Annotated in this window: 17 protein-coding genes; 8 read left to right on the top strand and 9 right to left on the bottom strand. The window is 70.9% G+C overall.

Annotated features, from left to right (window positions below; genetic code table 11):
• A partial coding sequence (locus BUB97_RS20480; RefSeq protein WP_073138223.1) for a HAMP domain-containing protein occupies window positions 1-1,590 on the bottom strand: 1,590 nt, incomplete at its 3' end.
• Between the two features lie 232 nt (window positions 1,591-1,822).
• On the opposite strand from BUB97_RS20480, the gene BUB97_RS20475 reads away from it, so the two are divergent.
• Window positions 1,823-3,043: an MFS transporter gene (locus tag BUB97_RS20475; RefSeq protein ID WP_073138221.1), complete on the top strand. Its 1,221-nt coding sequence runs from the start codon at window positions 1,823-1,825 to the stop codon at window positions 3,041-3,043.
• Between the two features lies 1 nt (window position 3,044).
• Here BUB97_RS20475 and BUB97_RS20470 read toward each other — a convergent pair whose 3' ends face one another.
• Both BUB97_RS20470 and BUB97_RS20465 read right to left on the bottom strand, forming a co-directional pair.
• Window positions 3,045-4,025 carry an aldo/keto reductase gene (locus tag BUB97_RS20470; protein ID WP_073138219.1) on the bottom strand — a complete coding sequence of 327 codons (981 nt, stop codon included), beginning with the start codon at window positions 4,023-4,025 and terminating at the stop codon, window positions 3,045-3,047.
• 153 nt (window positions 4,026-4,178) lie between these two features.
• On the bottom strand, window positions 4,179-5,525 hold the full coding sequence (locus BUB97_RS20465) for a family 1 glycosylhydrolase (protein WP_073138218.1): 1,347 nt from the start codon (window positions 5,523-5,525) through the stop codon (window positions 4,179-4,181).
• A gap of 224 nt (window positions 5,526-5,749) precedes the next feature.
• On the opposite strand from BUB97_RS20465, the gene BUB97_RS20460 reads away from it, so the two are divergent.
• From BUB97_RS20460 to BUB97_RS20450, 3 genes are all read left to right on the top strand, one after another.
• Window positions 5,750-6,862 (top strand): glycosyltransferase family protein, encoded by a 1,113-nt coding sequence (locus BUB97_RS20460; protein ID WP_073138216.1) that lies wholly within the window; start codon window positions 5,750-5,752, stop codon window positions 6,860-6,862.
• Window positions 6,863-6,872: 10 nt separating this feature from the next.
• Window positions 6,873-8,096, top strand: a complete 1,224-nt coding sequence (locus tag BUB97_RS20455; protein WP_245818391.1) for a glycoside hydrolase family 1 protein — start codon at window positions 6,873-6,875, stop codon at window positions 8,094-8,096.
• 147 nt (window positions 8,097-8,243) lie between these two features.
• Window positions 8,244-9,359 (top strand): glycosyltransferase, encoded by a 1,116-nt coding sequence (locus BUB97_RS20450; protein ID WP_139281407.1) that lies wholly within the window; start codon window positions 8,244-8,246, stop codon window positions 9,357-9,359.
• A gap of 92 nt (window positions 9,360-9,451) precedes the next feature.
• On the opposite strand, the gene BUB97_RS20445 is transcribed toward BUB97_RS20450, so the two are convergent.
• Window positions 9,452-9,919 carry a hypothetical protein gene (locus BUB97_RS20445; protein ID WP_139281406.1) on the bottom strand — a complete coding sequence of 156 codons (468 nt, stop codon included), beginning with the start codon at window positions 9,917-9,919 and terminating at the stop codon, window positions 9,452-9,454.
• A gap of 372 nt (window positions 9,920-10,291) precedes the next feature.
• On the opposite strand from BUB97_RS20445, the gene BUB97_RS20440 reads away from it, so the two are divergent.
• A complete protein-coding gene (locus tag BUB97_RS20440; RefSeq protein WP_073138210.1) occupies window positions 10,292-11,611 on the top strand; it encodes a hemolysin family protein in 1,320 nt (439 codons plus the stop codon).
• 96 nt (window positions 11,612-11,707) lie between these two features.
• A complete protein-coding gene (locus BUB97_RS20435; RefSeq protein ID WP_073138208.1) occupies window positions 11,708-12,130 on the top strand; it encodes a DUF4112 domain-containing protein in 423 nt (140 codons plus the stop codon).
• A 15-nt stretch (window positions 12,131-12,145) separates the two neighbouring features.
• Here the strand turns inward: BUB97_RS20435 and BUB97_RS20430 are convergent, their stop codons facing one another.
• The 3 genes from BUB97_RS20430 to BUB97_RS20420 all read right to left on the bottom strand — a co-directional run bounded on the left by BUB97_RS20430 (window position 12,146) and on the right by BUB97_RS20420 (window position 15,620).
• Window positions 12,146-13,804, bottom strand: coding sequence for an acyl-CoA dehydrogenase family protein (locus BUB97_RS20430; RefSeq protein WP_073138206.1), 1,659 nt, complete (start codon window positions 13,802-13,804; stop codon window positions 12,146-12,148).
• A gap of 1 nt (window position 13,805) precedes the next feature.
• Window positions 13,806-15,035: a CoA transferase gene (locus BUB97_RS20425; protein WP_073138204.1), complete on the bottom strand. Its 1,230-nt coding sequence runs from the start codon at window positions 15,033-15,035 to the stop codon at window positions 13,806-13,808.
• Between the two features lie 195 nt (window positions 15,036-15,230).
• Window positions 15,231-15,620, bottom strand: coding sequence for a carboxymuconolactone decarboxylase family protein (locus BUB97_RS20420; RefSeq protein ID WP_073138202.1), 390 nt, complete (start codon window positions 15,618-15,620; stop codon window positions 15,231-15,233).
• 384 nt (window positions 15,621-16,004) lie between these two features.
• On the opposite strand from BUB97_RS20420, the gene BUB97_RS20415 reads away from it, so the two are divergent.
• On the top strand, window positions 16,005-16,511 hold the full coding sequence (locus BUB97_RS20415) for an RlpA-like double-psi beta-barrel domain-containing protein (RefSeq protein WP_073138200.1): 507 nt from the start codon (window positions 16,005-16,007) through the stop codon (window positions 16,509-16,511).
• A gap of 46 nt (window positions 16,512-16,557) precedes the next feature.
• Here the strand turns inward: BUB97_RS20415 and BUB97_RS26355 are convergent, their stop codons facing one another.
• Window positions 16,558-16,734 (bottom strand): hypothetical protein, encoded by a 177-nt coding sequence (locus tag BUB97_RS26355; RefSeq protein ID WP_175562694.1) that lies wholly within the window; start codon window positions 16,732-16,734, stop codon window positions 16,558-16,560.
• 207 nt (window positions 16,735-16,941) lie between these two features.
• On the opposite strand from BUB97_RS26355, the gene BUB97_RS20410 reads away from it, so the two are divergent.
• On the top strand, window positions 16,942-18,468 hold the full coding sequence (locus tag BUB97_RS20410) for a serine hydrolase domain-containing protein (RefSeq protein WP_073138198.1): 1,527 nt from the start codon (window positions 16,942-16,944) through the stop codon (window positions 18,466-18,468).
• 20 nt (window positions 18,469-18,488) lie between these two features.
• Here the strand turns inward: BUB97_RS20410 and BUB97_RS27300 are convergent, their stop codons facing one another.
• Window positions 18,489-23,108 carry a calcium-binding protein gene (locus BUB97_RS27300; protein ID WP_073138196.1) on the bottom strand — a complete coding sequence of 1,540 codons (4,620 nt, stop codon included), beginning with the start codon at window positions 23,106-23,108 and terminating at the stop codon, window positions 18,489-18,491.
• Between the last annotated feature and the right edge of the window lie 131 nt (window positions 23,109-23,239).

The raw sequence follows: 23,239 nt of genomic DNA, 5'->3' as shown, positions 1-23,239 counted from the left end.
GATGTCGTTGATCAGCCGCACCACATCCCCGATGCTGCGCGCCGCCTCGGAGAGGCCCTGCACCGCCCCATCGGTCGCCCGCGCATCCTCGGCCGCCCGCCGCGCCACCTCGGCCGAGCTGCCCACCTGGCGCGCCACCTCGGCAATGGAGGCGGCCAGCTCCTCGGCCGAGGCCGCGACCGTCTGCACATTCGCGCTCGCCTGCTCGGAGGCCGCCGCCACCGAGGTCGCGCGCGCCACCCCGTCCTGCGCCGTGCCCGCCATCTCGCCCGCCGTCGCGTTCAGCTCCACCGCCGCAGACGCCACGCCACGCAGAACCTCCGACGCCTCCGCCTCGAAGCCACGCAGCAGCCCGTCCACACGCTCCCCGCGCGCCACCTTCGACGCCGCCTCCGCCGCCTGCGCAGCCGCGAGATCCCGCCGCTCCACCGCGCCGAGCCGCAGGGTTTCGAGTGCCTTGGCCATCGCGCCCAGCTCGTCCCCTCGGTTACGGCCCGGAACCGTGATCTCCAGATCGCCGCCCGAGATCCGCTCCACACCCGTGGTCAGGGCCTGCAGCGGCGTCAGCACCCGGCGGAGCAGGAGGCCGATGCAGAACACGGTCAGGGTGCAGACCACCGCGGCCAACGCAGCGGCAGCCAGAAAGCCATTCCGCGACTGATCCGCCGCGGAGGCAGCCTTAGCGACCGCCTCGTCCAGTGCCGCGTCACGCAGGCCCAGGATCTCGGCCTGGGCCCCGACCGACCATGAACGGTATTCAACCGGCGTCAGGGGCCAGCGTGCCGCCTGCCCGGCCAGCACGCCCCGTGCAAGCGTGAGCATCTCTCGCCAGCGGACCTCGGAGCCTTCGACAAAGCTTCTGTTCTGCTGCTGGAGCGCGGCAGGCAGGGCGGTATCGCCGGTCATCCCCGCGATCAGCCGCCGCGCGCCAGCCAGCGCCTGCTCCACCCGGCCGGTAAAGCGCATCGCATCGTCATAGGCCGGCTGCTGGACCGGAACGCCGCTTACCCAGCCGGTGATCAGCACGTTCCGCTGCCCCACATAGTCACGCACGTCCATCACGGCCGTGGCGATCTCGATCAGCAGCGCTGTCTGCGGCGAGATCTCCGCCACACGGGCGGAACCCTGCGCCGCGAGCCGCCTCATCGCCTCCACGCCCTGGTTCCGCAGGGCCTGGGTCGCAGCCGGCAGGCCCGGGTCTCGTCCCTCCAAGGGCTTCGCCATGGCTTCGAGCGCTCGGTTCCGGATACCGGCCACGCGCGGCGTCAGATCGCGGACCAACCCCGCTTCGAACCCGCCGGCAGCCGCGCTGTCGGCTGCCGAGGAGAGCAGGCGGTCCGTGATCGCCGCCATCTGCCGCGCTTCGTCGATGTTGGGGGCGGGCATTCGCAGCATGGACGCATAGCCACCGATCTCGCTGGCGATCGCGGTCTGCGCACGCTGGGCATCGCTGACGGCGCGGGTGACCCGGCGTGCATCCTCCGCCCTCTCCCAGGCGGACCAGCCCGAGCCAGCCAACCACAACGAAGCCACCGCGCCGGGCACGGCAATGCCGCAGAAGCAGGCCAGGAAGAGGGTACGGATGCGCATTCTACCCTACTTTCGTCTTTGTTCTCCCGGGAAAGGATCGGCCTATGATCTTAAGGGGGAGCAAACGCCGCTTGCCCGGCCAAGGTGGCGGGGCACTCGGCTGCCGTCATGGAGGAATGAAGGTCGAACGCCCGGTGCCGACCTGGCTCGGGTTGGGGCGCCCGCCCATGCGCGCAGCGACGAGAGAAGCTGCGCGTTGTGGAACCGCACAGGCCTCAAGGCGGACGACCCTATGCCCCTGCAAAAGTGCGCCGAACGCAGCCTGGACGCGCTGAGCTTCCTTGTCTCTGACGCTCGCTATGGGCTCGGTGCCTTCCTCGGGGTCTATCTGATCACGGAGCATGGCTGGGACGCGGGTGAGGTCGGCGCGGCGCTTTCGATCGGCGGGCTGACCGGCCTCGTGGCGCAGGCGCCCATGGGAGCCCTCGTGGACGCGGTGCGGGCCAAGCGCCTCCTGATCGCCGCCGCGGTCGTGCTCGTGACGGCAACCTGCCTCGCGATCCCGCTCGCGCCCCGCTTCTGGCCCGTGGTGGTGGCGGGTGTCGTCGGTGCCCTGGCCGGCGTCACGATCGGCCCCACCCTCGCCGCCATCTCCCTCGGCGTGGTCGGCCCCGATCGCTTCGCGCGGCGCGCGGGACGCAACGAGGCCCTGTTCCATCTCGGGGACGGCGTGATCTGCCTTGGTATCCTGGTCACCGCGCCCTTCTTCGGAAGCCCGGTGCTGTTCTGGAGCATGGGCTTCACCATGCTCGCCAGCGTGGTGGCGGCGGCGGCCGTGCCGGCTCGCGCGATCGACCATTCGGTCGCGCGCGGCCTGCTCCCCGGCGCGGTGCGCGCAGAGGGTCCATCCGCCTGGCGGCTGCTGCTTGGCTCCCGCCCGCTCATCGCCTTCGCCGCCTGCGGCGCGCTGTTCCACCTCGCCAATGCCTCCATGCTCGGCTTGGTGTCGCAGAAGCTCGCCCTGCAGAATCTCGGCCAGGGGATCACGCTCACGGCGGCTTCGGCCATCGCCGCGCAATCGGTCATGGTGCCGGTCGCGGCTTTCGCGGGCGCGCGGGCGGATGCATGGGGGCGGCGGCCGCTGCTGCTGGCGGCCTTCGCCGCGCTCGCCCTGCGCGGGGTGCTGTACACCTTGTGGGACAACACCGCCTGGCTGATCGCGGTGCAGTTGCTGGATGGGGTTGGCGCCGGCCTGATTGGCGCGCTGTTTCCCGTCGTCATTGCGGACCTGACGCGCGGCAGCGGACATTTCGCGGCGGCCCAGGGCGTGGTGGGCACCGTGCATGGCGTAGGTGGCGTGCTCAGCGCGGGCCTTGCGGGCCAGATGGTGGTCCGGGCCGGTTACGATGCCACCTTCCTCGCCCTGGCGGCGGTGGCCGCATTGGGAGGCGTGCTGTTCTGGCTGACCATGCCGGAAACACGGGGCCAGCGGCAGCGCTGGGCCCCGCCATAGCCTAGGGCGTCGGCGCGTTCTCCGGCAGCAGCCTTTCCTGCTTCAGCGCCTGCCAGAAGGCGCCGGGGATCGGCTGCTGCATCAGGTCGATGTTCTGCCGCACCCGGTCGGCCTTCTTGGCCCCGGGAATGACGGACGCCACCACGGGATGCGCGGCGCAGAACTGCAGCGCGGCACTTCGGATATCCACGCCGAACCGCTCGCACACGGCGGCGATCCGGTCTCGTGCCGCGATCCGCTCGGCCGGCGCCTCGACATAGTCGAAGGTGCTGCCGCCTGCGAGAAGGCCGGAGTTGTAGGGGCCGCCGATCACCACATGCGCGCCGCGCTCGGCGCATTCGGCGAAGAGCCCGCTCAGCGCCGAGGTGTCGAGAAGGCTGTAGCGCCCCGCCAGCAGGAAGACATCCGGGTCGGACAGACGAAGTGCGCGGGAGCACGGCTCCGTGCGGTTCACGCCCAGGCCCCAGGCCTTGATCACCCCTTCCTCGCGCAGGCGGATCAGCGCCTTCGCGGCACCGCGCTCCATCGCTTCGTCGAAGATCTCCACCCATCCCGGGCCGAGATGGTCCTCTGCGATGTCATGGATGAAGGCGATCTCGATATGGTCGAGGCCGAGGCGCTGGAGGCTGTCCTCGATGGAGCGGAGCGTGGCGTCGTAGGAGTAGTCGACCACCACGCGGAAGGGCAGAGGCGCGAGGAAGGGCGGATTCTCCGGGCGGCTGGCATCCGGGCGCAGCAGCCGGCCGACCTTGGTGGAGACGACGAACCTCTCGCGCGGCCGGTGGCGCAGCGCCTCGCCGAAGCGGTGCTCGGAAAGGCCGGAGCCGTAATGCGGAGCCGTGTCGAAGTAGCGGATGCCGCCATCCCATGCGGCGTCCAGCGCTCCCCGCGCCGTCGCGTCGTCCACCGTGGCGAACATGTTCCCGAGCGGCGCACCGCCATAGCCCAGCGGACCCGGTGGCGCGAACCTGGCTTCAGCCATGCCTGAACTCCATGAAAATCGTAATTCAGGGCCGAGCTAGCCCAGCGGGGCCCCGGGATCGTCACGGAGCTGCGAAGCAGGATCCGGGGCGGGGCGGCCTTGCGATCAGACGCGCGCCGGCGTTCCGCATCGTGCGGTCGCCGGCGCTCTCCTTCAGTCGTGACCCGCCATGGCCTGCGGCTCGACGACGAAGCGATCCTCGCGGCGCCACCAGCCGGGCTTCCTCGCGATGGGGGCTTCGAACCGCCCCTGCGTGGCCAGTGCGCGCACGGCCTGCGCCAGGGGCATCGGCCGGGGCGGGGCGTGACGGACGTCGAACACGCCTGGCTCGTACTTGCCCGCGCGGCGGCGCAGGAGGGAGCACCAATCCATGGCGCCGAACATGGACCACACTGTCACGGCGCGCAGATCCGCGCCCTCCTGCCTCAGGCGGGTCGCGGCATTCCACACCTCGAGCAGCCAGCGGACGCATTCCTCAGGCTCCACACAGCCGAGATGCGCTTCCGTCACGGCCACGGGCAGGCGATACCGTTCCCAAGCCTCGCGCAGCCTTGCTTCTGGGCCGATATGAATGTCCGGCGGCAGCGGGACCCGGACGGCCTCCATGTCGGCATAGACCATCTCCCCATTCCCACCCAGGGTTTGCGGCGGATAGAGCGTGACGCGATGGTCGAGGAAGCGGTCACTCGTGACATAGTGGTTGATGCCGATGATGTCCGGCGGGCACGGCTCGGCCACCATCGCGTCCAGCTGCGCCTGCGGCACGCCCTCCGCGAGCATGATGGCGTACCAGGGGTGGTGCCGGTCCACCCGGCCGCAGAGCAGGTCGAGGCTCAGCCAGCGCCGCTCGTTCTCATGCGCCGCCTGCCCCGCCAGCGGACGGGTCGAGAAGACGCGTCCCAGATCCTCCGTCTGAACCAGCCGCGCATCCGGCCGGACCCGGCGGATGGCCCGCATGGCCAGGGCGATGCCACGGCACTCGTTCATCAGCGAAATAAGGAAGCTGCGCATGTCCTGTGCATGCGGAAACCAGTGCCCGTACAGGCTGGAGAAGCGCGCGGTCGTCAGCGGCTCGTTCACGGGTGTCCAGTCGCGCACCCAGGGGTAGCGCGCGGCCACCTGGGCCGCGTAGGCGGCCAGCTTCTCCGGAAATTGGGGGTCCAGAAGGCTGGTATAGGCTGGCCCGGAACCGTGATGCACGAGGCCCAGGATCGGGTCGCATCCCAGTTGGCGCAGCCTGGCGAGCCGCTGGTCCGACCAGCTCCAATCCAGGCGCGGAGGATCGTCCGGCGCCACGCGCTCCCACAGGACGGGATAGCGCAGCTTGCGAATCCCGAGCTCCGCGATCCGGTCGAGATCATCCTCGCGGGCGTCATGGCCGGTTTCGCGCAGCTGATCCCGCCACTCTCCTTCCACACGAAGCACCGTGCATTCCACACCGCCCCACAGCTCCAGGCTGCTTATGGGGTCGTCGCTCTCCGCAAGGCCTGCTCGTGTCATCAGATGCTCGGGTGCCGTTCAGAACTGTCTAGCGTCCCTGGAGCGACTTCGTTTCCTGCCGTCCCGAAAGTTGCATTCCCTGTCGCGGCACGGTGATGATTTATCTGTGTTAATGACGGCGCGCCGTGGCCCTGTTGCGGCTGGCTGGAACTTCTGCGTGCTCCAGGCGTCAAAGCCGAAAGCCCAAGGCGGGAATCGATGGCAGTGCGGCTCTGGCAGCGTTCATGAAGGTGATCATGCTTCCCTGCGTGGAGGGTGGGATCGGCCATGTATCCCGGACAGCGACCCTCGCGAGGGCGTTGAAGCGCGCCGACCCCTCTGTCGAGATCGAATACGTGATCGATATGGTCCGGCTGAGGCCGCCAAATGTCGAGATGACGATGCAGATGGGCTACCAGCCCCGGCTGCTTCCGCCCATTTCGCGGCATAACCGGAACGCCGTGGCGCGCGCTTGCCTCGGTGACGCGGATGTCATCGTGGATGACACGGCGCGCTACCTGCTGCCGCTCCGCGCCTGCGTGCCTGGGGCGGCCTGGGTTTCCATCCCCATTCCGCCGGTCGGCGACGAGCTGTTCGGCGATTGGCCGATGATGAAGCAGATGGACGCGATCATCTGGGCCTATGCCCCCTTGGTCGCGCTGCCGGAGGAGTTGTCGCTGGTCCAGGAGCTGGTCGTGAAGACCGGCCCCTTCCTCGACCTGTCCTCCGTGCCCGATCGGGAGAGTGCACGGACGACTCTCGGCGCCGAGCCGGGGAGCCCCATGATCCTCTACGCGGTCCGGAACTTCCCCTTCTCGCGCGAGTTCGGCATCCGCGTGCTCTCCAGCGTCTATGGCGCCGCGGAACGGCTTCGGCGCAGTTCCCATCCCGGCCTGCGGCTGCATCTGATCGCGGTGCATGACCGCGAGGAGCTGCGGAGCATCCTCGGGCTCGAAGCCTTCCCTGACTGGGTGCGTCTGGAAGGCGTGGTGCCCCAGGCCGATGCGCTGCGCCATATCAGCGCGGCCGACATCGTCATCGGCGAGGGCACGAGCACCATGCATGAGGCCGCGGCCATGGGAACGCCCATGGTCCTGGTGCCCGGCCCCATCTCCGAAACGCTTCTTCTCGGCGAAGCACTGGGCCGCCATGAGGCCGCGCACAGCTTCCTGCCCGATGCCGTCAGCGCGGAGGCGCTGGAAGGAGCTTTCCGCGCCGTGCTGGACAGGCCAGAGGAGACCAGGGCCATGCTCGACCGTGCGAGAACCCTCATCACTGGGGGGGGCGGAGTCGAAGCGGCTGCTCGCCTGATCCTGGATATCGGCGCGAAGCGCCACCGCGCCGCCGCAACCGCCTGACAGGGCCCCGATGCAGAACAGCCCCGACGATGCCCGCACCGACCTTGCCCCTGTGCAGGAGAGCAGCCCCGGCGCCTCGGGCAGCGGCCCCGAGCTGGGCTTCCGGCCCAGCCTGTTCCGCAGCTTCTTCCTCGGCGGCTTCGAATGCTCCACGCATCGCCGCCGGGACGGGCGGCGGCTGGACCTGATCCGCGGCACGCGGCACGACGTCCTCATCACCCAGGATTACCGGCAGCTCGCCGATATGGGCATCCGCTCGGTCCGGGATGGCGTGCGCTGGCATCTGGTCGAGACCACGCCCGGGCATTACGACTGGTGCTCGGTCCTGCCGGCGCTCCGCGCGGCTCGGGAGACGGGCACCCAGGTGGCCTGGGACCTCTGCCATTATGGTTGGCCCGACGGGCTGGACGTCTACTCCTCCGCTTTCGTGGATCGCTTCGCCGCCTTCTCCGCTGCCTTCGCCAGGCTGCATCTGGCGGAGACGGGAGAGGCCCCGATGGTATGCCCCGTCAACGAGATCTCCTTCTTCTCCTGGGCGGGCGGCGAAGCGGGCTTGATGAACCCCGGCCATACGGACCGCGAGCACAGCGACGAGCTGAAGCGCCAGCTTGTCCGCGCGACCCTGGCCGGCACGCGGGCCGTGCGCGAGGCGGCGCCCGCGGCACGCATCCTCGCGATCGATCCCATTATCAACATCGTCGCACGCCCTGGCGAGGATCCGGCCGAAGCCGAGGCCCGCAACGAGGGCCAGTTCCACGCCTGGGACATGATCGCCGGCCGTATGTCGCCCGAACTCGGCGGCGCGCCGGAGATGCTGGATATCCTCGGGGTGAACTACTACTGGAACAACCAGTGGCTGCATGGCGGCCTGCGTGAGCCCCTGCTGCCGGGCGACGCGCGCCACAAGCCGCTCCGCGACCTGCTGGCCGGTGCCCATGCGCGTTACGGGCGCCCGATCTTCATGGCCGAGACGAGCATCGAGGGCGATGAGCGCGCGCCCTGGTTCCGCTATGTCGGCGAGGAGGTGCGGGCTGCCATGCGCGCCGGCGTGCCGATGGAGGGAATCTGCTTCTATCCCGTGCTGTCGCATCCCGGCTGGGATGACGACCGCTACTGCCCGAACGGCTTGCTGGAACTGCGGGAGGAGGGCGATATCCGGCCAGTGCATGAGCCGCTGGCCGCGGAACTTGCGGGACAGCGCCGCCTCTTTCATGCCCTGTGCGGGGCGCGGTGACGGCGATGCGTGTCCAAGGCCGCGGGCCGCGATCACGCAGCATTCATTGCCTGCTCATCATGGGTTAAGTGACGCGGGGCGGGGTGCGGTACTTACCATCTCATGATTCGATCCAGCGAAACGTTCGCCCGCCCGATGCTCCTGTGCATGTCCCATCTGCCATGGGACCTGGTGCTGCAGAGGCCGCAGCACCTGCTTTCCCGCGCGGCGCGGGACTGGCGCGTGGTCTATGTCGAAGAGCCGCGCTTCGAGCCGCCGGGCCCTGACCTGCCCCGGCTCGAACGCCGCGAGGTTCTGGAAGGGGTGGAGGTGGCCACGCCGTTCCTGCCCTACTGGGATGGCGTGCCCGGCAGCGTCGAGCGGATGCAGCGCCCCCTTCTCGACGGCCTGATCGCCGAAGCCGGACAGCCCGACATCCTCTGGTACTACACGCCGCTCGCCCAGGCGGTCGCGGGGCATCTGTCGCCGCGTCTGACTGTGTATGACTGCATGGACGAGCTTTCCGCCTTCCGCGGCGCGTCGCCGCAGCTCCTGATGGAGGAGCGGCGCCTCATGCGCCGTGCCGATGTCGTCTTCACCGGCGGTCAGTCCCTCTACGAGGCGAAGCGCAACGTGCGGGCCGATGTGCACTGCTTCCCCTCTTCGATCGACCAGCATCATTTCGCGCAGGCGCGCACCGGAGGCATCGCGGAGCCCTCTGAGCTCCGTGACCTTCCCCATCCGCGGATCGGCTGGTTCGGCGTCGTGGACGAACGTCTCGACCTCGAACTCCTGGCGGCCTGCGCGCAGCGCCGCCCGGACTGGTCCTTCATCATGATCGGCCCGGTCGTGAAGATCGCCGCCTCGGAACTGCCGCGGCTGCCGAACCTGCATTGGCTCGGCGGGCGCCCCTATGCCGAGTTGCCCGCCCATCTCGCTCATTGGGATGCCGGCTTCATGCCCTTCGCGATCAATGAGGCCACCCGCTTCATCAGCCCCACGAAAACACCGGAATACCTGGCTGCCGGCGTCCCCGTCGTCTCCACCCCGATCACCGATGTGATCCGGCCCTGGGGGGAGACGGGGCTGGTCGAGATCGCCGGAACGGCGGAGGCCGCGGTCCTGGCCCTCGAACACGTCATGTCCCGCCCGCGCGAGGCCTGGCTGGAGCGGGTGGATCAGCAGCTCTCCCACATCTCCTGGGACAGGAGCTGGGCCAATATGCAGGCGCTCATCCGCGCCTCCGGGAGCGACCGCGCGGGCGCAAGGGTGCAGCGCGCCTAGGGACATGGCCGCGGCATGAAGGGCACCCGCCTCCCCGCCCGGGGGGGGGCGACCTGGGGCGGCGAAGGGGCCGGCACCCTTCGGCGCGAAGCCTATGACCAGAGATCCCGCCCGAGCCGCTTCACCAGGCGCGCATGCACGGTCCGGAGGCGCTCCAGCGCCGATGCCGCCTGCCCGGCCAGCTCGGCGGCATCCACCCGCCAGGCGTCTTCGGCCGGCGGAGGGCCCTCGGCATCCCATTCCACCAGGCAGGCGCTCGCGCCTGCACCGATGATCCGCAGGTGCCAGCCCTGGTCCTCGTCATCCCAGAGAATGGTGCCGGGGGCTGCGCGATCCGCGGCGGCCAGGGCCTCCAGGGCAAGTACGGCTTCGGGCAGGGTGTCGCTCCAGGGCCACGTGGCCAGCAGGCCATCCGGGCCCAGAATGGCGGGCGCCACGGTGAAGTAGGGAGAAGGGCGGGTCATGCTGGCGGCCTTGCCATGCGCTCCGGCCACTTCGAGGAGGCGCGCGCCGTGTTCAGCCAACCCCTCCTCGCGGCCGAGAAGGTCGGTGGTCGCCACCTTTCCCGGCATTCGGAGGGGAAGGTTCGGTGCGGGTACGGGGACACGCAGCCCCCTCCAGTCCTCCTGCGTGATGGCGTGATCCGGGCCGACGTAAACATCCTCCGGGATGCGAAAAAATGCGTCGCAGAGGAAACGGGCCGCGGGGCGCGCGGCCGCCATCCAGGCGGAATCCTCCGGGGACGACGTGAAATCGGCTGGAACGGCGCTGTGCATGGGCGCGAGTAGATCGCCGCCCGGGCTGGGGCGGCACCCCACAATCGGGAGAGCAGGCCGGCGCGGACGGCCCGTCCGGCCGAGGGGCGTCGCGGTGCCGCCGCAACGGGCCTTCCCGGCTTGCGGCCGGGCATCCTGGCGTGATCTAGATCCGCGATGATCGAGATCGCCATTGTCGTTGCCCTTATCCTGCTCAACGGCGTGTTCTCATGTTCAGAACTGGCGGTGGTGTCATCCCGCCCCAGGCGGCTCCAGGCCATGGCCGATGCCGGCAATAGGGGCGCCCAGGCAGCCCTCGCATTGCGCGAGAATCCCGGTCGCTTTCTCTCCACGGTCCAGATCGGCATCACCCTCGTCGGTATCCTCGCCGGCGCCTTCTCCGGCGAAGCCCTCGGGGGGCGCCTCTCCAACTGGCTGCAAACATTCGGCGTGCCGGCGGGCGTCGCCAATCCGCTCGGCTTCGGCCTCGTCATCGCGGTGGTGACCTATCTGTCCATCGTGATCGGCGAGCTGGTCCCCAAGCGCTTCGCCATGCGGAACCCGGAGGGCTTCGCGAGCTTCATCGCCCCGCTGATGTCGTTCCTGTCGCGTGCCGCGCTTCCGGCGGCCTGGCTTCTCGACGCCTCCACCGGCCTGGTCTTCCGCGTCCTGGGGGTGGGACCACAGCAGGAGAGCAAGGTGACGGATGAGGAGATCCGTTCCCTCGTCGCCGATGCCGAGAGCTCGGGCACCATCGCGAGCGCGGAACGGCATCTGATCTCCGGCGTGATGCGGCTCGGCGACCGGCCGGTGCGCGGCATCATGACGCCACGCACCGAGGTCGAATGGGTGGACATCACGGCCAGTGAGGCGCGCATCCGGGAGATCCTGTCCAATACCCACCACTCCCGCCTGCCGGTCGGCGAGGGATCGACCGAGGCGCTCATCGGCATCATCCAGACCCGCGAGCTGCTGGCCCGCGCCATGGCGGGGCAGCCGCTCGACCTGCATGCGCTCATCCGCCCCGTCCAGGTCATCCCCGAAACGGCCGGCGCGCTGGATGCCATGGCATTGCTGCAGGCGGCAGAGGTTCCGGTGGTGTTCGTCCATGACGAGTACGGCCACTTCGAGGGCCTCGTCACCCCGGCGGACCTGCTGGAGACCATCGCGGGCGTGTTCCGGACGGATCTCGACCATTCCGACGATGCCGGCGCGGTGCAGCGCCAGGACGGGTCCTGGCTGCTCGCGGGTTGGCTGCCCGCCGACGAGATGGCCGAGCATCTCGGCGTGAGCCTCCCCACCGGCCGCGACTACCAGACCGTGGCCGGACATGTCCTCGCCAGCCTTGGGCGCCTGCCCAAGACGGGGGAGCAGGTCGATATCGGCGCCTGGCGCTTCGAGGTCGTCGATCTCGACCACAACCGGATCGACAAGGTCCTCGTGACGCGGATCCCCGGCGCCGACCAGGTGAAGACCGGGCTGCACCGCGCGGTATAGGGCCGCTCCGAGCACCTCCGCCACCCGCACCAACGATGCCCCTTCTGCGGACGTTATGCAGGTCGCGGCGGGATCGGCCCTGTCGGCAGGAGCATCATGCGAAGCGGCAGGACCCCTACCGGCTTCCCGCCGGGGCTCGCGGCACAGGACGAAAGGCGGCAGCGCCGCCTGGAGACGATCGCGCGCCTTTTCGACAGCCAGTGGCGGATCCCGGGGCTGGGAATCCGCTTCGGGGCCGATGCCCTTCTCAGCCTTGTGCCGGCCCTCGGGCCGGCCGTGTCCACGGCGGTCTCCGCCTATGTGATCTGGGAGGCCCGCCGGCTCGGCGTCTCACCCGGCACGTTGCTGCGGATGATCGGCAATGTCGGCCTCGACGCACTCATCAGCGCCGTGCCGGTGGCGGGCGCCGTCGGCGATGTCTTCTTTCGCGCCAACCTGCGCAACATGGCTCTCCTCCGTCGGCACCTGGAGCAACGGGATGCTCCGATGCCGCGGAGGCAGGCCATCGCGCAGCGGTGAAACGCCCCGGCCTTCCTAGTTCACGCGGCCCAGCAGACCCTTCGCGATGACCTGAGCCTGGATTTCCGCCGCCCCCTCGAAGATGGAGAGGATGCGCGCGTCGCACAGCACGCGGCTGATCGGGTATTCGATCGCATAGCCGTTGCCGCCATGGATCTGCAGGGCGGAATCCGCATTGGACCAGGCGACGCGCGCGGCCAGAAGCTTGGCCATGCCCGCCTCCATGTCGCAGCGCTGGCCGGAATCCTTGGTGCGCGCGGCGAAGTAGCTGAGCTGGCGCGCCATCATCGTCTCGGCCGCCATCCAGGCGAGCTTGGCATGCACGCGGGGGAAGTGGAGGATCGGGCGGCCGAACTGCTCGCGCGTGGTGGCATAGGCCACGCCAAGCTCCATCGCGTTCTGCGCGACACCCAGCGCGCGCGCCGCTGTCTGGATGCGCGCGCTTTCGAAGGTCTCCATCAGCTGCCGGAAGCCCTGGCCCTCCACCCCGCCGAGCAGGGAGGAGGCCGGAATCTCGAAGCCGTCGAAGCCGATCTCGTATTCCTTCATGCCGCGATAGCCGAGCACCGGGATCTCGGCGCCGCTCATGCCCGGGGCGGGGAAGGGGTTCTCCTCCGTGCCCCTGGGCTTCTCGGCCAGGAACATGGAGAGGCCCCTGTAGCCGGAATCCGCCGGGCCCGTGCGGACGAGCAATGTCATCAGGTCCGATCGCGAGCCATGGGTGATCCAGGTCTTGGCGCCATAGACCTTGTAGACATCGCCCTCCCGCACCGCGCGGGTGCGGAGGTTGCCGAGATCCGATCCGGTGTTCGGTTCGGTGAACACGGCCGTCGGCAGCGTTTCGCCGGATGCGATGCTGGGCAGCCAGCGCCGCCTCTGCTCCTCCGTGCCGCCGAGGCGGATCAGCTCGGCGGCGATCTCGGAGCGCGTGCCGAGGGAGCCGACGCCGATATAGCCGCCGCTCAGCGCTTCCGAGACGAGGCACATGGCTACCTTGCCCAGGCCGAGCCCGCCGAACTCCTCCGGGATGGTCAGGCCGAACACGCCCATCTCGGACAGCTTGCCGATCAGGTCGAGCGGGATCAGCTCGTCCCGCTGGTGCCAGTCCTGGGCATGGGGCGTCACCTCGGCGGCGGTGAAGCGCAGGAAGCTGTCGCGCGTGGCCTCCAGCGCCTCGTCTTCCAGGCCGATCGCACCGTAATCGCCGGCCGCGACGGCCCCGGCCAGAACGAGCCGCGCGGCCTCGAGCCCGGCCGGGGCGGAAAGGCGCGCCAGCACGGGCTCTGCCAGGAATCGCGCCACGGCTTCGGGCGGGATGCCGAGATCGGACGGGCGGACCACCTCCGTCTGGCTCATGGGGATGCCGCCGGCCAGCTGGGCGGAATACTCCGCGAAGCCCAGGCGCAGGATCGCCGCCTCGGTCCGGCGCAGCGCCCCGGTCTCGGCCAGGCGGCGGGCCCAGCGCAGGGTCTGGCGCAGCGCCTCCACATAGGCGACCTGCCAGGCGAGCCCATGCAGGGCGAACTGGTGCCGGTCCATCAGCGCGGCATCGGGCCTGCCCGTGGGCGCAACCAGGGTCTCCACGGCGCGGCGGCCTTCCTCGAGGAGGCGTTCGGCGGCGGCGAGGGCGGCCCCGTAGTCGGAAAGGGCGATGTCGTCGGTCAGAGCGTTCATCTCAGCCTCCATCGGGTCCGGCCACCACCCCGTCATCGTGCAGCTTGCCGATGGCGGCGGTGGACAGGCCCAGCACCTCGGCCAGAACCGCGTCGCTATGCTCGCCGAGGCGTGGAGCCGGGCGGGGAGCCGGGCGGGGGTTAGCGGAGAAGGCGAGCGGCACGCCCGGCGCCAGGATCCGACCCACGCCGGGCTGCTCGATCTCTGCGAAAAGGGAATTGGCGGTGGAGACGCGCGGGTCCTCCCGCACCAGCTGCCCGAAATCCTGATAGGGGCCCCAGAGGATGCCGCTGCCCTCGAACAGCCGCGCCACTTCGGCCAGGCTGTGCCGCGCGAACCAGGGGGCGAGCACGGCGGCAATGGCGTGCCGCGCCTCGAAGCGCCCACCTTCCTCGTCCAGGTTCACATCCAGCATGGGCCCGATCATTGCGAGCTTCTCGGCAAGGCCCGTCACCTTGCCGATCGCGCGCCATTGCCGGTTGGAGATGGCGACGATCATCACGCGCCGCCCGTCCTTCGTCGCGAAGTCCCGCCCGAACGCGCCGTAGAGCTCGTTGCCCATGGGCGGGCGCACGGCGCCGTTCACCTGCACATCGGCCACGTAGCCGAGATTGGCCACCGAGGCGAAGGCGACATCGGAGAGCGCCAGCACCACCTCCTGCCCGCGCCCCTCCCGCCGGCGCACCCGCTCGGCCGAGAGCAGGCCGGTGGCGAGATAAAGGCCGGCGGCGATGTCCCAGGCCGGCAGCACATGGTTCACCGGCTCCTCCCCGCGGCCCGTCGCCATGGGAAAGCCGGTGGCGCTGTTCACGGTGTAGTCCACCGCGCCCGATCCGTCGGAATTGCCGATCAGGCGGAGCATGATGAGGTCGGGCCGGTGCGCCGAAAGCGCGGCATGGCTCATCCAGCCGCTGGCGGGCAGGTTGGTGAGAAGAATGCCGGCCTCCTCGCCGCCCGCGCAGATCAGCGCACGGGCGATCTCCTGCCCCTCGGGCCGGTTCAGGGCGAGCGCGACGGAGCGCTTGGCTTTGTTCAACCCGGTCCAGTACAGGCTCGTGCCTCCGGGCGAGAGCGGCCAGCGGCGATAGTCGATATTGCCCCCGATCGGGTCGATCCGGATCACATCCGCGCCCAGCTGCGCGAGGGTCATGCCCCCGATCGGCGCCGCGATGAAGGCGGAGACCTCAACGACGCGCAGGCCGGACAGCACGCCGCCGCTCGCCCCCGTCATGCCGCGACGGCCCCGGCGATCCCCTGCCGCTCACGCTCCCGTGCCGACGAGCCTGCCGGCCCGCCTGCCGGAACGCCTTCGAGCCGCGGCCCGATCCAAGCCCAAGCACCCATGTTCCTCGCGTCCTCCCCGGAGGGGACGGTATCCCGCATCGGGCCGGGCGCGACAGGGGGGGGGCGGCCCGGCGGGGCTGCCTCAGCCCTCGATGTCCCTGCAGTGCTTCATCACCGCGGCGCCGGTGAGATTCCAGGTGGTGATCCCGCCGACCATCATGACCTGCACGAGCCCTTCCGCCAGCTCCGGCAAGGTGAGGCCGAGCCGCATCGCCGCCGCCGCGTGGTTCTTGGCCCCCGTGGTCTGCCCCGCCAGCGTGTCGAGCAGGGCGAAGATGAGCTCCTTCGTCTTCAGGTCCAGCGCGCCGCCATCCCCATGGTCCCGCATCACGAAGCTGCGCATCAGCCCATAGCCGGCGAAGGCGCCCGGCGCGTGTTCCGCGAGAAGCTGGAAATTCTCAGGCACGCGGCCGAAGGTCGCCACGAAGCTGTCCATGCCCTGCTGGATGGCTTCGTCCTGGATGTCGGCCATGTCGTCCTCCCCAGGGCTCGATTCGTGGCGCGCCGTGCAAGCGGGCCCGAGCGGATGAGCCGCGGCGCGGGCAGGAGCCCCGGGGCGATCCTGGGCAGGGAGGCTGCGCCCGGCAAGCGCCCCTATGCCCGATCCGGAGCGGGGTCGCCTGGCTCCGGGGGCGCCCACCTTCCATGTCGTGGGCGGATCGAGCAGCCATGATGGCCCGAAGGACACGCTTCACGGAGCCGATGCCGGTTACAACCCGGTCTTCTCATCGGCCCCGCGAGCGACGACATACCGGAGGGTCATCGGCAACGGCGACGAAACCGGATGCTGCGATGCTGGCGTGACGATCGTGACCGAGGAACGCCCTTGGGACCCGCCCGGAGCAGGAGGAGAGGCATGATGCGCCGCAAGATGGCAGGGCTGGCCGCGGCGCTCGTCTCCCTCCTGCTGGTCGAGGGGGCGGCCGCCGCCCCCCAGGAGCGCGGCGGCGGCGCCATCATCGAGGTGGCCCCGCGCCCGTCGCCGCCGCGGCAGCCCGCGGACCGCTCCGGCAAGGCACGGCAGACCCAGGCCAGGGTGCTGGACGACCCGGCCCTGGCCTCCATGCCGGCGGTGGGGGTGAGCGGCGTGCTGCCGCAGGGCACGACCGCGCGGGTGCAGAACCTGCGGAACGGGCGCTCGACCATCATCCAGGTCCGGCCAGGCGGCCCGGCCAGCGCGGGGCGGCTGCTCGACATCACCCCGCCGGTCGCGCGCGCCCTGGGGGTGAGCGGGAACAGCGCGGAGATCCTGGTCGCGCCCCTCGCCGTACCTCAGGCGGACGGAACCATCCGGCTGGGGGAGGGGACGCGCCTTTCCGGGGCCGTGGCCGCGCCCGCCCTCAGCGACCGCCCAGAGGACTGAACCGAAGGACTGAACCGCCTCGCCGCGCGGCGTCGCGCTGGCGCTCTTAGCGGTCGCCCTGCTTGCGGTTGCTCTGGGTCGCGCTGCTCACGCCGCCCTGCTTGCCGCCGTTGCCGCCGCCCCCGCCCGCGCGGGCATCCTTGGGGTTCGCCTTGCCCGAAGCGGCGTTCTTGCCGCCCTGGGGCGCTCGGCCGGCGGGCGGAAGGGGCGGGAGATTGGCCATGGTGGTGCCTTGTCGTGAATCTGCGGGGAGGGTGCGGCATGCCGGGCGAGGGGGACCGGCCGGGTCCTTCCGGGCGGCACCGCGGGAGCCCGGGCTGGAAGCCGGGGTTGTAGCAGTGCCGGGAACCGGGCGCGAACATTCTCTGGCAGGCCTGCCCCGGGTGGCTCCGATCTGGCCATCCGCGACGCGGCGCGGGAGCATGCGGGCATGAACGAACCCGAGCTGTCCCGCGCCATCGCCGAAGCAAACGCCATCGCGGCGGCCTGGTCCGGGGAGGCCGGGCCGGGCGGCGCCATGGTCCTCTTCGACACGGAAGGCATCCGCGGGGCGGCGGCCGGCGGTCTCGCCAGCCTGGAGCACGGCATCCCCTTCACCCCCGCCACGCCGAGCCGCTGGGCCTCCATCAGCAAGTCCTTCTGCGCCGCCACGGCCCTGCTCGCCGGCTTCGACGGGGCGGCGCCGCTGGGCCAGCTGGTGCCCGGCCTGCCCTCGTCCCTGGCCGCCGTCCCGCTCGAACGGGCGCTCGACATGACCGGCGGCATTCCGGACCTGATGGAGACGCTCTGGCTGCTCGGCGTCCCCTTCACCGCCGGCCTTTCGGAGGCCGAGCTGCTGCAGCTCTGCCGCCGCCTGCCGGGCACGGGAGGCCCGCCGGGGGTGGAGATGGCCTATTCCAACACCGGCTGGCGGCTGGTGGCCGCCGCCTTCGCGGCCAGGGGAGGCGCCCGGGGAGGGGAGAGCTACGCCCAGGCCCTGCGCCGCCTCGTGCTCACGCCGCTGGGCCTGGAGGATGTGGCCTTCCCCGAGGACGAAGCCTCCCCCGTGCCGGGCCTCGCCACGCCCTATTGGCATGACGGCATGGGGTGGCGGCGCGGCCGGTACGGCCTGCATTTCTCCCCCTCCGGCGGGTTGGCGGGCAGCGCGGAGGCCCTGGCACGCTGGGGTTCCGCCCTGCTGGCCGGGCGCGGCCCCCTGGCCGGCATGCTCGCCCGCCTCTCGGCACCGCGCCGCTTCCCCGATGGCGCGGAGAGCTTCTACCGGACGGGTCTTTCCGCGCTGTCGCTGGATGGGCTTGAGCTGATCGGGCATGGCGGCTCCCTCCCCGGCATCAAGACGCATCTCCTCATGGCCCCGGCGCTGGGCTGCGGCGTCGCCCTTCTCTCCAACCGCGAGGATACGGACCCGCTCTGGCTCGCCCTGCGCGTGATGGCCGCGATGACCGCCCGCCCGCTCCCCCAGCCCGCCGCCCTTCCCCCCGGCCTCTATGCCGAGGCATCGGGCGAGGCCTGGGCGGAGGTGGAGGGCGAGACGGTGACCTTCATGGGCGTGACCGACCGGCTCTTCGCCGATGGAGCCGGCGCGCGCACCCTGCCCGCCTATTTGGAAGCCTCGCTCCGCCTGGGGGAGGGCGGCGCGATCGAAGGGCGCATCGGGGGCGTCGCCCGGCGCCTGCTGCCCGTACCGGGCGGAACGGCGCTGGACCCGGCCCTGGTCGGGACCTGGCGGAACGATGCCTTCGACGTATCGCTCGAGGTGCGGCCCGATGGCGCGGCGCGCATGCCGGGCATCCATCCGCGCGGCGCCGAGGCCCTGCGCCCCCTGCCGGGCGGGCGGGCGCTGGCGGACCGGCGGCATGGCCCCTGGCGGGCACGGCCTCTCCTTTGGCTGCAACCCGGCGGCCAGCTTCGCCTCGCCTCGCATCGCTCCCGCGTTCTGGATTTCCGGCGGGGCTGAGCGAGAAGGCGAACCGGCCACTAAAGCACGAAGTCGCCTTCCTGCAGCGTGAGCAGGCCCTTCACCAGGATCTGGAAGTCGGCCCGCCCATCGCCGTTCACATCGCCCTCGACGATGGTGTTGGACCCGGCCGTGATCTGGTGCAGCTGGCCCGCTTGCTTGGTAAAGCGGCCGGTGCCGAGGAAGGTGAAGGCCTGGTCGGAATCCGCACCCTCCACCGCCTGGATGGCGGAAAGGTCGATCCGGTCCTCGCCGGAGACGAAGTCGCTGATGTAGTCGCGCGCCGCACTCGCCGGGCTATCGGCCAGGCCGGTGAAGACGAAGCTGTCCTCGCCCGAGCCGCCCGTCAGCGTGTCCTGGCCCAGGCCGCCGGCGATCGTGTCGCCACCAGCGCCGCCGATGATGCGGTTGGCGAAGGCGTTGCCCGTCAGGCCCAGGCCGGTGCTGCCGGCACTGGCACGCAGAACCTCGATCTCCTGCACCGGGGCGAGCGTGAAATCGCTGCCGGCATAGACCGTATCCGTGCCGCCGCCAGCCATCTCCAGCACGGTGTCGCCGGAATCGCCGACATAGTAGGTGTCGTTGCCCGCGCCGCCGGCGAGCACGTCCAGCCCCGCGCCGCTGTGCAGGATGTTGGCCAGCTCGTTGCCGGTGAGCGTGATGCCCTCGCCCCCGGCATTCGCGCGCAGGATCTCCACCGCTTGCCCGGCCCCCAGGGTCCAGGAGCTGCTGGCGAAGACCGTGTCGATGCCCTCTCCGGTCTGCTCCAGCACCTCGTCCCCGGCGCTGTCGACGTAGTAGAGGTCGTTGCCCCCGGCACCGGCCAGCGTGTCCTCCGCGCCGCCGCTGACGAGGCGGTTGGCAAATTCGTTGCCCGTCAGCGCCAGACCCGCCGCGCCGGGATCGGCGCGGAGCACCTCGATCTCGGATCCGGCCGCCAGCGTGTAGCTGACGCCCGCGATGACGGTGTCGATGCCCTGGCCGATCCCCTCGAGAACCGTGTCGGCGACGCTGCGCACGACATAGCTGTCATTGCCCCCGCCGCCGGCCAGCGCGTCGCCGATGCCAGCGCCGCTGCTGACGAGCCAATTGGCCAGTTCGTTACCGGCCAGCTGAAGCCCGCCGCCCCCCACCGCGCGCAGCACCTCCACCGCCGAGCCTTCGGCGAGGGTGAAATCCACCAGGGCCAGGACGGTATCCACGCCCCCGCCCGCCGCCTCGGACACCGTGGTGCCGATGCCGGAGACGAAATAGGAGTCGTCGCCGGTGCCGCCGGCAAGGCTGTCATTGCCCTGCCCGCCGGTGATGCGGTCATCGAACTCCGTGCCGGTGATGTCGTCCGCGCCATCCGTGCCGTTGATAGCCAGGATATCCAGGCCGATGGACCATTCGGCGAAGCGCCAGCCCGAGAGATCCAGCCTGCCGGGCGCGACCATGTTCACCGTGACGCGGTTCTCGCTCTCATCCCCCGTGACCTGCACCATCGACCAGAGCTGCGCATCCGCGAGCACGGCCTCGGAATGGGCCCCGGCGGCGAAGGTGATGGCCGCGACTTCGATCAGCCCCGAAGGCTGGAAGTCGGTGCGGCCGGGAGACGTGACCACCGCCTCCTGCCCCACGCGCAGGCGCGCGCTGCCATCCCCATCCTGATCCATGATCAGCGGACCTGCGGCACCCACCAGATGCAGCTCGAGCGTGGTCGTGCCGTCGAAGACCGTCACGACCTCCCCGTTCCGGGTGAAGCCCGCGGGGCTGGTGAAGGAAATGGCCTGAAGGTCGATCACGTCGCCCCGGCTGAAACCCTCCAGCAAGTTGCCGAAGCTGCTGCTTTCGATCCTCAGCGTGCTGTCCTCGGGGCCGGCGAAGGTCACGGCGCCGCTGCCGGCCGTACCCGTCTCCGCGATCTCCAGCGTGGCATCCCCGAGGGTGGTGCCGCCGGCATAGGTGTTCGCGGCGGAAAGGCGGACCGTGCCGCCGCCAGTGATCATCAGGCTGGCCGCACCCGCACTCGTCCCGGTGCCGCCGGAGCCGGACTGGTCCGCGATGACGTCATCGATCAGCAGCGTCTCCCCCGGCCCGGGCGCGAGATGGAGGGTGCTGCTGCCCTGGATGAAGATGCCGTCGCCGAAGGCCGAGCCGTTGCCCGCGCGGCTGGAGCCCCGCGTACCGCCCGTGACGGCACCGCCCTCCAGGCTGGCCGAGCCCGAAAGGGTGAGCACGCCGCCTTCCTGGACGAAGATCTGCCCGCCGGCGCCGAGGCCACCGCCGCCGCCCCAATAGGAGGTGCTGCTGAAGCTCACGGAGCCCGAAGCCCCGGCGCCCGCGCCGAAGCCGCCCGCCCCACCGGTCGGGCCGCCGCCGCCGCCGCCCCCGCCGAAGCCGCCCGCGCCGCCATTATAGCCCACGGTGATGCGGCCGGGATTGGTGCCGCCGCCGCCGCCGCCGCCGCCGAACTCGGCCGGAGCCGGGACATTGCTGGTCGAGCTGGCGAGGCCGCCCGTCGTTCCAGCCCCGAAATCCGCGCCGCGCACGCCGCTGCCGCCCGCGCCCGCCGTCGCGCCGTTGCCCGCGACGCCGTTGCCCCACATGCCGCCGCCGCCACCGCCGGCATCGGCGCTGTTGTAATAGGCGCCGTTCCCGCCGACGGCCCGGTTGTCGAGGAAGCTGACATCATGGAGCGTGACCTGCGCCCCGGAGGCGACGAAAAGGCCGCCGCCCAGCCCCGCGCCCCCGCCGCCGCCGGCCCAGCCCGCGGCGCCGTTGCCGCCCTTGGCCCGGGCATCCTGAATGGTCAGGCTTTCGATCGAGACCTCGCCTTCCGCGACGAACAGCCCGCGATAAAGGCCCGCGCCGTCCAGAACATGGCCATTGCCCTGGATGGAGAGCGTGGACCCCGCCAGCAGGTCGATGGCCCAGAGATCCTCGACCAGGAGCAGGTCGGCCGTGAGGGTGATGGTGTAGGCCGTGCCGGCCTGGGCGTAGAGGCCGCCTTCGCCGATGAGGCTGAGGGCGAGGTTCAGCGCATCGGCGCTCCCCACGGTGAAGTTCGTCTCCACCGGCGCGTCGGGGTCGAAGACCGTGATGAGCGCGCTCCCGTCGCTGTCCTCCCCCACGAGGAAGCGCGTACCCGCCTCCACGCCCTGCAGCGTGACGACCGTGGTCTGCGCGCCGCTGGACACCGTGAGCCGCGTGCCGTCGAAGCTGGCGGTGGTGCCGCCGGTGAAATCGAAGTTGTCGAGGTCCAGCGTGTCCCCGAGGTCGAAGTTGACGAGGATGTTGCCGGCATTGAGCGTGCCGACATGCAGCGTGCTGTCCGCGCCCTCGAGGAAGGTGACGGCGCCACGGCCGAGCCGCGCCGCGCCTTCGGCGATGAGCGTGGCGTCGCCGATGGTGGTGCCGCCCGAATAGGTGTTCGCGGCGGTGAGGATGACGGTGCCGCCGGTGATGGACAGCGCATAGGCGCCGCTGGCGCCGGAGACCGATCCCGCCTGGTCGGTGATGAGGTCGGCGATCGTCAGCGCCCCGTCCTCGCTGCCGGCGAGCTGGACGGTGCCGCTGCCCTGCAGGAAGAGGCCGCTGCCGAAGGCGGAGCCGGCACCCGCGCCCGTGCCGCCCGCCGCCCCGCCGGCCACCGTGCCGCCGGACAGGCTGCCGCCTTCGATGGTGAGGCTGCCGCCTTCCTGCACGAAAATCTGGCCGCCCGCGCCCAGCCCGCCGCCGCCCACATACTGGCTGGCATTCCCGCCGCCGAAGCCGCCTTCGCCGGGGTTGGCGAGGCCGCCGCCCCCGCCGCCGCCAAAGCCGCCATTGCCGCCGGCGGCATCCCCGCCGCCCCCGCCGCCGCCACCGAAGCCGCCATTCCCGCCGGCGGTCCAGCTATAGCCGGTGGCGGAGTTGTAATTCAGGCTGCCGCCGCCACCCCCGCCGCCGAAGCCCCCTGCGGTGCCGCCGGCGGTGGTGCCGGGCGCGCCGCCGATGCCGCCGCCCCCGCCCGCGGTGTGGAGGTCCACGTTGTTCGGCTCGGTGCCGGCGGCGCCGCCGCCCGAGGCCAGGCCGGGGACGATGCCCGTCGTGGTGGTGCCGACACCGGCATCCGCCCCCGCGGCCCCCTTGCCGATGCCGCCGCCGCCCGCTCCATTGGAGAGGAAGTTGTCCCCTCCGTCACCGCCCATGCCGCCGCCGCCGCCGCCGGCCGAGCCGGTGCTGACCGCACCCCCCGCGCCGCCGCGCGCCGCGTTGTCGGCGAAGGTCACGTCGCGCAGGGTGACATCCGCTCCGGTCGCCACGAACAGCCCGCCACCGAGGCCCGCGCCGCCGCCGCCCCGTCCCCGCCCCCCGCCTCCATCCCCGCCTTCGGCGAGGGTGTTCTGGATCGACAGGTCCTCGATGCGGACGCTGCCGCTGTAGACGAAGAAGCCGCGATGCGCGTCGCCGCCGTCGAGCACATGGCCGCCGCCCGCGATGGTGAGGGAACTGCCCGCGGCGAGGTTGATGGCGAGCATTTCCTGCGCGAGGAGGATGTCGGCCGTGACGGTGATGCTGTAGGCCGTATCGGGATTGGAATCCGCCCCGCCGGAAGAAATGCTGGCGATGGCCGCATTCAGGCTCGCGACATCCGAGACAAGGAACTCCGTCGCCATAACGTCCTGCTTCCCCCCAGCCCGCCGGACGCAGATTCGGCCCGTGGAAACCAGGCGCAGTTTAACTCGCCTTTAACGGGAGGCCTGGCGTAGGATGCGGAAGTGAAATAACGTTTTTGTGAGGGACGACA

Source organism: Muricoccus roseus, assembly GCF_900141905.1.
Lineage (GTDB): Bacteria > Pseudomonadota > Alphaproteobacteria > Acetobacterales > Acetobacteraceae > Roseomonas > Roseomonas rosea.
Note: the sequence above shows the minus strand (reverse complement) of the source record. Positions and strands in the feature narration are given on the sequence as shown.